Origin of the sequence: Methylobacillus rhizosphaerae (assembly GCF_900187985.1) — a bacterium.
GTDB classification, from domain to species: Bacteria; Pseudomonadota; Gammaproteobacteria; order Burkholderiales; family Methylophilaceae; genus Methylobacillus; species Methylobacillus rhizosphaerae.
In genome coordinates this window covers 30211-41452 of record NZ_FZOA01000004.1, presented here as the reverse complement: position 1 = coordinate 41452, position 11242 = coordinate 30211, and the positions used below count along the sequence as shown (strand labels likewise).

Annotated in this window: 13 protein-coding genes; 7 read left to right on the top strand and 6 right to left on the bottom strand. The window is 51.5% G+C overall.

From position 1 onward, the window contains the following. Window positions 1-20: 20 nt before the first annotated feature. Both ampD and CHB59_RS11865 read right to left on the bottom strand, forming a co-directional pair. Entirely contained in the window at window positions 21-605 is a 585-nt protein-coding gene (gene ampD / locus CHB59_RS05250) for a 1,6-anhydro-N-acetylmuramyl-L-alanine amidase AmpD (protein WP_089375195.1), read from the bottom strand. 12 nt (window positions 606-617) lie between these two features. Continuing rightward, a complete protein-coding gene (locus CHB59_RS11865; protein ID WP_089375194.1) occupies window positions 618-836 on the bottom strand; it encodes a PP0621 family protein in 219 nt (72 codons plus the stop codon). Window positions 837-968: 132 nt separating this feature from the next. On the opposite strand from CHB59_RS11865, the gene CHB59_RS05240 reads away from it, so the two are divergent. The 3 genes from CHB59_RS05240 to CHB59_RS05230 are packed head-to-tail and all read left to right on the top strand — an operon-like array spanning window position 969 to window position 2316. Next, window positions 969-1556: an RNA polymerase sigma factor gene (locus CHB59_RS05240; protein ID WP_089375389.1), complete on the top strand. Its 588-nt coding sequence runs from the start codon at window positions 969-971 to the stop codon at window positions 1554-1556. Further along, window positions 1553-1903 (top strand): DUF3619 family protein, encoded by a 351-nt coding sequence (locus tag CHB59_RS05235; protein ID WP_089375193.1) that lies wholly within the window; start codon window positions 1553-1555, stop codon window positions 1901-1903. Before CHB59_RS05240 ends, CHB59_RS05235 begins: the two co-directional genes overlap by 4 nt. After that, window positions 1885-2316 carry a DUF3106 domain-containing protein gene (locus CHB59_RS05230; protein WP_089375192.1) on the top strand — a complete coding sequence of 144 codons (432 nt, stop codon included), beginning with the start codon at window positions 1885-1887 and terminating at the stop codon, window positions 2314-2316. The genes CHB59_RS05235 and CHB59_RS05230 overlap by 19 nt, the downstream gene beginning before the upstream one ends. A 40-nt stretch (window positions 2317-2356) precedes the next feature. Here CHB59_RS05230 and lptG read toward each other — a convergent pair whose 3' ends face one another. Continuing rightward, window positions 2357-3427: an LPS export ABC transporter permease LptG gene (gene lptG / locus CHB59_RS05225; RefSeq protein WP_089375191.1), complete on the bottom strand. Its 1071-nt coding sequence runs from the start codon at window positions 3425-3427 to the stop codon at window positions 2357-2359. 9 nt (window positions 3428-3436) lie between these two features. Further along, complete coding sequence (gene lptF, locus CHB59_RS05220; RefSeq protein WP_089375190.1) at window positions 3437-4519, bottom strand: LPS export ABC transporter permease LptF; 1083 nt, start codon at window positions 4517-4519, stop codon at window positions 3437-3439. 96 nt (window positions 4520-4615) lie between these two features. On the opposite strand from lptF, the gene CHB59_RS05215 reads away from it, so the two are divergent. The 3 genes from CHB59_RS05215 to CHB59_RS05205 are packed head-to-tail and all read left to right on the top strand — an operon-like array spanning window position 4616 to window position 7054. Continuing rightward, window positions 4616-6103 carry a leucyl aminopeptidase gene (locus tag CHB59_RS05215; protein ID WP_089375189.1) on the top strand — a complete coding sequence of 496 codons (1488 nt, stop codon included), beginning with the start codon at window positions 4616-4618 and terminating at the stop codon, window positions 6101-6103. A gap of 6 nt (window positions 6104-6109) precedes the next feature. Continuing rightward, complete coding sequence (locus tag CHB59_RS05210; RefSeq protein WP_089375188.1) at window positions 6110-6541, top strand: DNA polymerase III subunit chi; 432 nt, start codon at window positions 6110-6112, stop codon at window positions 6539-6541. A 12-nt stretch (window positions 6542-6553) separates the two neighbouring features. Beyond that, a complete protein-coding gene (locus CHB59_RS05205) occupies window positions 6554-7054 on the top strand; it encodes a hypothetical protein (RefSeq protein WP_089375187.1) in 501 nt (166 codons plus the stop codon). Here CHB59_RS05205 and gcvH read toward each other — a convergent pair. Continuing rightward, on the bottom strand, window positions 7051-7422 hold the full coding sequence (gene gcvH, locus CHB59_RS05200) for a glycine cleavage system protein GcvH (RefSeq protein ID WP_089375186.1): 372 nt from the start codon (window positions 7420-7422) through the stop codon (window positions 7051-7053). The two genes, CHB59_RS05205 and gcvH, sit on opposite strands and share 4 nt — an antisense overlap. 180 nt (window positions 7423-7602) lie before the next feature. Between gcvH and pbpG the strand changes: the two genes are divergently transcribed. Further along, the gene (gene pbpG / locus CHB59_RS05195; RefSeq protein WP_089375388.1) at window positions 7603-8646 is read left to right on the top strand and encodes a D-alanyl-D-alanine endopeptidase; all 1044 of its coding nucleotides are present in this window, start codon (window positions 7603-7605) and stop codon (window positions 8644-8646) included. A gap of 64 nt (window positions 8647-8710) precedes the next feature. On the opposite strand, the gene topA is transcribed toward pbpG, so the two are convergent. After that, window positions 8711-11236, bottom strand: a complete 2526-nt coding sequence (topA, locus tag CHB59_RS05190) for a type I DNA topoisomerase (RefSeq protein ID WP_089375185.1) — start codon at window positions 11234-11236, stop codon at window positions 8711-8713. Window positions 11237-11242: the final 6 nt, after the last annotated feature.

The following is an 11242-nucleotide window of genomic DNA, read 5'->3' as shown; positions in this document are numbered from 1 at the left end:
TTTGTTTTTATTCAGAGAATTCAGGAGTCTATACCGGAATTGCCGGGTTTTTCCATTTCATTGCGGATTCCTGTCAGCAAATCCCAGTTGAAATAAGGACCGGGGTCAGTCTTGCGTCCTGGGGCAATATGAGAATGTCCTGCAATATCGCGGATGGGATAGTGCGCAATCAATAACCTGCTCAGCGTGACCAGCATGTCGTACTGCTCTGGGGTAAAGGCTTCAAAATCACTGCCCTCCAGTTCAATACCAATAGAAAAATCGTTACAGCGTTCATGGCCTCGCCAGCTGGATACCCCTGCATGCCAGGCACGTGCCGCGCAGGGAACAAATTGTTGCAGGCTGCCATCTCGACGGATCAGGAAATGCGAAGAAACACGCAGGTGATGAATTTCTGCGTAATACGGATGCTGTCTCGGGTTGAGGGAGTTGGTGAACAGTTCAGTAATACCAGGGCCACCGTACTGGGATGGAGGGAGGCTGATGTTATGGATGACCAACAGGCAGATTTCCGTGTTGACCGGTCTTTCATCACAATTGGGGGAGGCAATGAATTCAGCCTCTGCCACCAGACCTTGCGCATTAATGGAAAGTGCAATATCCATATCTACTATATGCTAGGAATGGTGTGCTTGGCGGTGCGCTTCTGAGCAATAGTGCCGCTCTCCATCCTGAATGCTTTCGCTGCTAGGGAGATGTATCCTGCAGTGCGCACATTGCACCATGGTTTCAGGTTGTGCAGTAGCGGTAGCTTTGTGGTTCATATTGGCACGATATCGTTTGAGGATCATATGAATCAGCCAGAATACGATAGCCAGTAATAGCAGTTTTATCATGATGCCCAGTGAATAAGTGACAGAAGGATGGAATTGTAGCTAAAAGCGCCCAAGGTAACAAAATCAAACCTGCTATACTCGATGACAGTGTGGTATGGCACTAAATCCGATCACAAATATCCAATCATTTTCATGGCAAGTACACAGGAACTCTCAAATTTTCTGGCACAGGTGGAGCGTCGCGCGTTCAAGCAGACGGTGTATGCTGTGCGCGATGAGCATGTCGCTATGGACATCGTTCAGGACGCCATGCTCAAGCTTGCGGAAAAATATGTAAGCCGGCCCGTGGAAGAGTATCCCATGCTGTTTCAACGCATTTTGCAGAACACCATGAAGGATTATTGGCGCAGACAGAAAATACGAACTGCCTGGACGACATTACTTTCTTCTTTCGGCATCAGTCAGGACGAAGAGGAGCATGATCCTCTGGAGACCATGCCGTCACAAAATAGTCAGGATAACCCAGAAGGTTTGTATGAGCAGCAGGAAACGATTGCGATTATTGAGGCTGAAATAAAAAATCTCCCGACCCGTCAACGAGAAGCATTTATCATGCGTTATTGGGAGGAAATGGATGTCGCTGAAACAGCAGCGGCAATGGGGTGTTCTGAGGGTAGTGTCAAAACCCATTGTTCTCGGGCAGTTCATGCTTTGGCTGCAGCGCTGGAAAAGTATGGATTTGGCAAGGAAATGCTCGAAAAAATCGGGGACGGGCGATGAATCAGGAACAACAGATTGCAAAAATGGTCGTTCGGATACTGGACGACAATAAAGAAAATTTGGCGCCGGAAGTGAAAGACCGCCTGGCTGCCGCGCGCCGTCAGGCCGTCGCTGCCGCAATCGAGTCGCACGCACATGTACCGGTCGGATGGACATCCATTGCTTTGCGTCAGCGTACACGGTCAGCGGCGATCCTGTTAGGCGCTGTCTTACTTACATTTATAGTAACCCAGCAATTGACAGGCTACGTACAAGGTGAACATGGCGACGCTTTCTTGCTGGCATCCGAACTTCCTCCAGAGGCGTATCTTGATCAAGGTTTTTATTCATGGTTAGAGCAGCAGTAGCAGCAGCCCTGTTATTACTTGCTTTGACGTCTGCTGCAGAAACAACACCCAAGGAACCAGGCTGGGCACAGCTGACTGACAGTCAACGCCAGGTTCTGGCTCCATTGGCAGAAGAATGGGATGTATTGCGGCCCTGGCAGCGTGAGAAGATGCTGGATATCGTGCGAGATTATCCCAAAATGTCGCCGGAACAGCAGCAGCGTGTGCAGAAGCGTTTGACGCACTGGAGTCGTATGACGCCATATGAGCGCGAGAATGCCCGCAAGAAATATCAGGAGTACAGCAACCTGCCTCCGGAAAAAAAGGCAGAGTTGCGTAAGAAATGGCAGGAATATCAACGTCTGCCAGAAGCACGGCGTGAAGCATTGCGCCGTGAAAATCCGGACATTGATGGCCTGGATGGCTTGGATTAAGCTGTTGTCGCACATCTCGCGATAAGGTACGCGAGAGCCTTTACCTGCGTTCGACCCAATGCAGCATGAAAATACCCGCCGCCATGAATAGCAAAGTAGGTACTACCGCGCTGAATAGCGGAGACCAGTCGTTCAGCAGCCCCAGATGCACAAACACCCGGTTCAGTACTTGATAGACAATCCCCAGCATGATGCCGGCAAAAATCTTGGTGCTTGCTGAGCCTGAGCGCTGCTGCAGGAAACCAAACGGCAAGGCCAGAATCACCATGACCAGGCAGGCGAGTGGATAGATCATCTTGGACCAGAGTGCAATCTGGTGCCGCGAGGTTTTTTGTTTGTTGCTGGATAGGTGGTTGATGTAAAAATAGAGGTTCCAGGCTGACATTTTCTCCGGCACGACCAGCAATACATTCAGTAATTCCGGACGGATCAATGACTGCCAGGTTGCCTCCTGGAAAATACTGGTACGTATCTTCTGCTCTTCAAAATGCGTCTGTGTGACTTGATGCAGATTCCAGTTTTTGCCGTCAAAACTTCCGTCCTTGGCATTACTGATAGTCCTCAGGCGGAATTCATTATCAAACTCATAGATATTGATATTCATGAGTGACGCATCGGGCATGACGGTCTGCACATTGACAAAGCTGTTGCCATCCTTGACCCACAGGCCTGAACGAAAATCCTGGGCAACTACGGAGTCTGTGGCCTGGACGCGAATACGTTGCGCGGATTTTTCGCTCAGGGGGGCGACCAGCTCCCCGACCAGGAATGTCACGATAGCAAACAGCAAGCCCACGCGCAGCAAGGAAAAAGCAATCTTGCGGATGGAAACACCACTGACGCGTAAAATGATCAGTTCGGAATAGCGGGAAAACTGACCCAGGGCATACATGGTGCCGACAAGCACTGCAACAGGTACGACCTCATAAACATGACCAGGTGCACTTAACAGGACATACAGTAATACTTTACTGATGCCGTAATTGCCCTTGCCAAGATTTTCCAGTTCCTGGATCAGGTCAAAAAAGGAAAACATGGCCAGCAGAGCCAGCATGATCAACATGATGCTGGAGATGATTTCCTGAGCGAGGTATCGATTAAGCAGTTTCATTGCGGGTGATTAGCGCCAAAAGCGGGGCAGGAAAGGCAACTGGAATAATCGGCGATAGAACATCCAGAATGTCAGTAGCAGGAATATGGCATGTATCGGCCATAGGCCTATCACAAGCGAAAGCTTGCCTTGAGCCAGCCAGGCCTGCATGATGCTGAGCAGGTTGTTATAGACAATGTAAATCAGCAAGGCCAGCATCAGATTGGCCGAGCGTCCAGAACGCGGGTCAACGAAACTCAAGGGGATTGCCAGCAAGATCAGTACAAAAGCTGAGATAGGAACGGCAAGGCGCCCTTGTAACTCAGCATTACTATCCTTGCTGTGCTCCTGGAAAAGTTCCATGCTGCTTCTGGACTGGGTGTTGGGGGGCTGTTGTTGGACTTCAGCAGGTTCAATGCGGATAGCGTAGCGCTCGAATTCGGTAATGGAATACTCTGCAGTATTGGGAGTGCCTTCATAGCGGCGGCCATTCTGCATGACCAGGAAATTATCGTTGTTTTCTGCTGTTTCACGATGTCCACGTGCTGCCACGACAATACCGAGCTTCTGGTGCTGCATGGATTGGACAAAGATGTTCTTGACGATGTTGCCCAGCTCATCAAAGCTTTCAACAAAAAACACCCGATCAGCCTGACGTGATTCTTTGAAAATACCGGGAGTAATGGAAGCGAGTTCGTCGCGACTCTTCAACTGGTCACGGAATTCCGTACTTTTGAGCGTGGCCCAGGGTGTGACAAACAGGCTGAGAAATGCAATGACCACAATAATGGGCAAACCAAACATCAACACAGGACGGATCCAGCTTGATAGGCCTTGCCCGGCACTGAACCAGACTACCATTTCGCTATCCCGGTGCCAGCGGGACAGTGTCAGGAGCACTGCCAGGAATAAAGTCAGGGAGAGCATCATCGGCAGGAATTTCAGCATGCTGAAACCTAGCAGTGTATTGATGGCATCACTTGCAAGACTGCCTTTGGCGGCAATCCCGATGTAGTATGCTACGCGCTGGGCGATGACAATGCCAAACAGCACAATGAAACCAGCGATGGCTGTGCTGACTAGCTCTTGCAGTAATGAGCGTTTGAAGAGCATGGTTAGAAAAACTGGGGATCCAAATTCCGCAATTGAGTTTGATTTGCCGCAAAAACGCGGGATAATTCAGAAAGCTTAATCTTTAAGGGACTAGGGATGGAATTTAGCATAAAAAGTGGCAATCCGGAAAAACAGCGCAAAGATTGTGTTGTCGTTGGTGTATTCGAAGCTGGCAAGCTTTCGGTTGCCGCAGCGGCGCTGGACAAGGTATCCGATGGGTATATCGGCAAGATTCTGCGTGCGGGTGATCTGGATGGTAAGCCAGGTGCTACCCTGCTTTTGCATGCGGTTCCAGGGGTGGTGGCCAGCAGAGTGCTGCTGGTTGGGTTGGGTAAAGAACGTGATCTGAATGAGCGTACCTATCGTCAGGCATTGCGTGCGTCCATCAGGGCATTGTGTAGTCTGGCGGTGAATGATGTGGCTGTTTTTCTGACAGAAGTTGCAGTCAATAAGCGCGATGCAGCCTGGCGTGTTGCCCAGCTGGTTGAGATTGCAGAGGACAGTAGCTATCGTTTTGACCGATTCAAGACCAAGGCAGCAGAGGGACAAAAAGGTATAGGCAAGTTGCAGGCTCATGTAGCCCAAGGTGAGGAAGCTGCTGCGAAAAAAGGTCTGCACCAGGGACAGGCACTGGCCTCCGGGGTGAGTTTCGCCAAGGATCTGGGCAACCTGGCCCCGAATTACTGTACGCCGAGCTACCTGGCTGAACAGGCGCTGGCATTAAAGGATACGCACGGTTTACAGGTCCAGGTGCTGGAACAGGCTGAACTGGAAAAGCTCGGCATGGGATCATTTCTGGCTGTGACCAAGGGCAGTGTGCAGCCGCCCAAGCTGATTGTCCTGCAGCACAAGAAGGGTAAGAAAAGCCAGAAACCCGTGGTCTTGGTAGGTAAGGGGATTACATTTGATACTGGAGGTATCTCCCTCAAGCCGGGTGCCGACATGGATGAGATGAAATATGACATGTGTGGCGCAGCCAGTGTGCTGGGCACATTCAAGACGATTGCCGAGTTGGATCTGCCGCTGAATGTGGTTGGTATCATTCCAACATGTGAAAATATGCCGGATGGCAATGCGACGCGTCCGGGAGATGTATTGACTAGCATGTCCGGCCAGACGATTGAAGTGTTGAATACGGATGCCGAGGGGCGTCTGATTTTATGTGATGCCCTGACCTATGCTGAGCGTTTCGAGCCGCAGGCTGTGGTCGATGTGGCGACACTGACAGGCGCCTGCGTGATCGCATTGGGGCATCATGCCAGCGGATTGTTCAGTAATCAGGACAGCCTGGCAGCAGAGCTGCTGGCAGCTGGGCAGGAAGCACAGGACAGAGCCTGGCAGCTGCCTCTCTGGGATGATTATCAGGGGCAGCTGGACAGCAATTTTGCAGACATGGCGAATATCGGTGGGCGAGCTGGAGGCAGTATCACGGCGGCATGTTTCCTTTCACGCTTCGCCAAGAAATATGACTGGGCACACCTTGATGTTGCTGGGACAGCCTGGAAATCCGGTAAGGAAAAGGGCGCGACAGGACGTCCGGTGCCATTGTTGGCCGAGTTTCTCCGGCAGCGTGCTGGGAAGTAAAGTTCTATGACGAGGGTGGATTTCTTTTTCAATGTGCCCAATAAGCCTGCGCATGTAGCCGACCTCAGCGGTCGTGCAGTACAGCGCGGGCGACGGCTGATGGTGCTGACACCTACTCAGGAAGCAGCAGAACAGCTTGGCATCTTTTTCTGGAGTCATCCCCCGATTGGGTTCCTGCCCCATTGTCATGCCACGCATCCGCGTGCGACAGAAACACCGGTGATCATCGATTGGCGGCATGAAACCCTGCCACATGACGACATCCTGATTAATCTGGATAGCCAATATCCCCCGTTTTTCAGCAGGTTCAAACGGTTGATCGAAGTCGTGGGGCTGGATGAGGCGGATCGCGCAGCAGCGCGGGATCGGTTCCGTTTTTATCGGGATCGAGGGTATGAGATCAAGACATTTGACGCCAATGGCGCCGCGTTGAGATAAAAGGGCATACGTATGGATGAGCAGATGACCAAGGATGCATTGACAGTGGTATTGAACCGGATCAATGCCCTGCGTGATCCGCATATTGTTTCTGGCCCTGCTGATGATATCCCGGTGCTGACGGAAATATATGAAGGGGGCGGCGTTTTCAAGGCAGTAGCGATGGAACAGTTATTGTCCGCTACTCCACAGAATAGCGCGCCTGATGTGCGGCCCGCCCCCATGATGCCGGTTGCCAGGCCTGCTTCCAGTATCAAGTTCCTGCCTATGGAAACAGAAGCCGGGCTGGCTCAGGACAATATGTCGCCCAATGACGGTACAGACATGCAGCCTGTACCGCGTGAGCTTGCTACCAATATGGTGAAAAGTATACAGCCCTTGATTGCCCAGGTGGTTCAGGGAACTCTGGAGCGGGAAGTGGAATCATTGCTGCCACAGCTTGGCCAGGAAGTGGAGCGGGTGATTGCCGAACGGTTACGGGAACATATCGAGCAGGCATTAAACAGGCATTAGCCCAGTAAACCGGTATATTCTGCCGCAGTCAGCAAGTTTGCGGATTCGCTGGCGGGTTTGAAGGAAAATATCCAGGCATCGTAAGGCTTGTCATTGATTAATTCCGGGGTGCTTTGTAACGCATCGTTGATGGCAGTCACTGTGCCGCTGAGCGGAGCGTGCAGGTCAGAGCCGGTCTTGACTGATTCTATCAGCCCGCAAGGCTGTCCGGCTTCGATGGAGGTGCCTGGTGCGGGAGTCTCAACATATACGATATCTCCCAGCAAGTCCTGGGCATAGTCGGTAATGCCGACTAACCAGTTGCCGTTTTCGGCTGGACGTATCCATACGTGTTCTGCGGTATATTGCAAGTTATCAGGGATGTTCATGGGCAATGCTCTAACAGTGATTGTTAGCTTATTCTCGCATGAAAGTAGACTAATCCGTGCATGAGCTAGGATTTTTATGGCTTATCTTAAGAATATTTATCAACTTTATGTGCTATGTTGATGACAAATAGCACTTTTTTGGATAATATTGACCCTGACCATTGAGCGGGGATGGGCATCATGAGACGGATAATTACATTATTTCTCACCATACTGGCATTATGCATGCCGCCAGTATCGGCTTATGCTGCGGAGAAGAAGCCGCAGAAAACGACGGTAAACAAGGCAAAATCCAGCAAGAAAGTTACTACAAAGAAAAAGGTTGTCGCCAAGAAACAAACCAAAAAAACTACAACTGTTGCCAAGAAGAATGTGAGCAGCGGCCGCATTATCAGTACGATACGTTCCAATAGTGCGGTAGTGCCTGCTAATCATGGTGTATTCCGGGATGAGGAAGGAAATCTGCAGCTGGCCTCCAGCAAGGCCATGATTGTCAACCAGAGCTCAGGTGAGGTGCTGTATGCCAAAGGCACTGACCTGACCACGCCGATTGCCTCACTCACCAAGCTGATGACCGCAATGGTGGTATTGGATGCCCGGCTGGATATGGATGAAAAACTGCAGATTACCCGTGATGATATCGATACGCTCAAGGGTACAAGTTCCCGCATGCCGATTGGCGCTTCGCTGCCGCGTGCAGAAATGCTGCAGTTGGCATTGATGGCTTCTGAGAATCGTGCCGCGTCTACATTGGGCCGTCATTATCCTGGGGGTCTGAATGCGTTCGTTGCGGCGATGAATGCAAAAGCATTGCAATTGGGCATGCTGCACTCCCGTTTTGCCGATCCTACCGGGCTGAATAGTGCCAATGTTTCTACGGCCGAAGATCTGGTAAAGATGGTACGCGCTGCTTACCAGTATCCTGAGATTCGCCATGTTTCAACCAGTGCTTCATATTCTGTTCCTGTCAGGGGTGCGCGAGCTGCACCATTGCATTATGTGAACAGTAATGTCCTGGTGAGGAATGGAGATTGGGTCATCGGATTATCAAAAACTGGCTATATCAATGAGGCAGGACGTTGCCTGGTGATGCAGGCTGAGGTTGCTGGGCAGCCATTGATCATTGTGCTGTTGGATTCGTTCAGCAAAAATGCCCGGCTGGGTGATGCGCGCCGGATCCGTAAGTGGATAGAAAGCAGTAATAGCAATCATCACACAGGATGACTGGGAAATGGATAATAAAAAAGCGGCTATAAGCCGCTTTTTTATTATCTGCATTTCTATGTCACTATGCGTCGCCAGCTACTTTTTTCTTGCGGGTCGTGGTGGCTTTCTTGGGGCTTGCCGCCTTTTTTGTTGATGCACGGGTTTTCTTTGCAGGCGCATCCTTGGCTGCCTTGGCGGCAAGTAGCTCCAATGCCTGTTCCACGGTCAGACTTTCTGGCTCCTGGCTCTTGGGCAGGGTCGCACGTAGCTTGCCATGCTGTACGTAAGGACCATAACGGCCAGAATAAACTGCGATATTGCCGGTACCATCTGGATGGGCACCCAATTCCTTGATCGGAGCCGGACCGGAGTTTGCCTGCGCGAGTAATTCAACGGCACGGGACATATCAATGTCAAAGACGCTATCACTCTTGGGGATGGATTTGAACTTGCCATCATGGTTGACATAGGGCCCGAAACGCCCGATGTTGGCGACGATCTTTTTGCCGGTATCTGGGTGCTGACCCAGGTCGCGCGGTAATGCAATCAGCTTGAGTGCAGTTTCCATATCCATGCTGGTGGCAGAAATTTCCTTGGGAATACTGACACGCTTGGGTTTCTTCTTGCTGTCTGCTTCTGGCAGGCCGATCTGCAGGTAAGGACCATATGGGCCGTTCAGTAACAGGATGTCCTTGCCGCTTTCAGGTTCCTGTCCGATGACTGTAGGTTCATTGCTACTGGTGTTGGCACTCGGGTTGCGGATGTAATCGCACTCCGGGTAGCCTGAGCAGCCGATGAATTTTCCAAAACGTCCCAGGCGGGATTGTAGGGGTTTGCCGCATTTCGGGCAGGCTTCGTCCAGTACTTCCACACCAGGGCGTTCTACATTGCTTTTCTCATTAATCTGCTGATTGAATCCTTGCCAGAATTCATTCAGCACGGGAATCCACTCACGCTCGCCTTCGGCGATATCATCCAGTTCATTTTCCAGGTTGGCGGTAAAGCCATAGTCCACATAACGAGTGAAATGCTCGGTAAGGAACTTGTTCACCACGCGACCGACATCGGTCGGGGTGAAACGCTTTTTGTCCAGCAGAACATATTCGCGGTCCTGCAGGGTGGAAATGATGCTGGCATAAGTGGAAGGACGACCAATGCCGAATTCTTCCAGTGCTTTGACCAGGCTGGCTTCTGAATAACGTGGTGGAGGTTCGGTGAAGTGCTGGTCGCCGAAAATTTTCTGGACGGCCAGTATTTCACCGGTTTCCAGATGGGGCAGCTTGCTTTCCCCTTCCTCTTCTTCATCGTCAACGTCTTCCCTGTAAACGGCAATAAAGCCGGGAAAGACCAAAGTCTGTCCTGTAGCACGGAATAGGTTGGCTTCTGTGCCAATGGCCAGATCAACGCTGACGGCATCAAATTTGGCCTGGGTCATCTGGCATGCCAGAGCGCGTTTCCAGATCATTTCATACAACTTGAACTGCTCATCCGTCAGGAAAGCGCGCAAGCTGGCCGGCGTGCGCGTAATGTCGGTTGGTCGGATGGCCTCGTGCGCTTCCTGTGCGTTCTTGGCCTTGGTCTTGTACATAATGGGCGACCTAGGCAGGTATTCGGCAGCAAAACTCTGCTTGATATAGTCACGGATCTGCATGACAGCTTCGGCTGCGAGGCTGAAGCTATCGGTACGCATATAGGTAATCAGGCCGACGGTGCCCGTGCCGACATCAATACCCTCATACAGCTGCTGGGCGACGCGCATGGCGCGGCTGGTGGTAAACCCCAGCTTGCGCACGGCTTCCTGTTGCAATGTGGAGGTTGTAAACGGTGCAGCAGGGCTGCGGCTGCGTTGTTTCTTTTCAACGCGGGTCACCGTTGTTTTGCCTGCGCTTGCCGCAATCAATTTGCCGACGATGTCTTGTTGCTGTTCCTGATTGGTGACAGTGAATTGCTCCACCTTTTTCCCGTCAAGCTGCACCAGCTTGGCATCAAACACATGCTGGTGCTTGGCGGATTCCAGATGGATGGTCCAGTATTCCTGGCTCGTGAATGCCTCGATTTCCAGCTCGCGCTCGACGATCAGGCGCAGGGCCGGGCTTTGCACGCGCCCGGCGGAAAGGCCGCGACGGATTTTTTTCCACAATAGCGGCGAAAGGTTGAAGCCGACGAGATAATCCAGTGCGCGCCGCGCCTGTTGCGCATTGACCAGCGGCATGGAGATGTCGCGTGGTTCATCAATGGCATGTTGCACGGCAGACTTGGTGATTTCGTGGAATACCACTCTTTTCAGCAGTTTGTCCTTGAGCAGGCGCTTGCTCTTGAGAATTTCGGCGATATGCCAGGAGATAGCCTCCCCTTCGCGATCCGGGTCGGTGGCGAGGTAGATGGCGTCAGCCTGCTTGACGGCTTTGGCAATGGCATCCACATGCCGTGCGTTACGGTCGATCACTTCGTATTTCATAGCGAAATCTTGTTCGGGATCAACCGCGCCTGTTTTGGGAACCAGGTCGCGCACATGCCCATATGAGGCGAGAACCTCAAAATCCTTACCCAGATATTTCTTCAGGGTTTTGGCTTTGGATGGTGATTCAACAATCAGCAGTTTTGACATGGACGC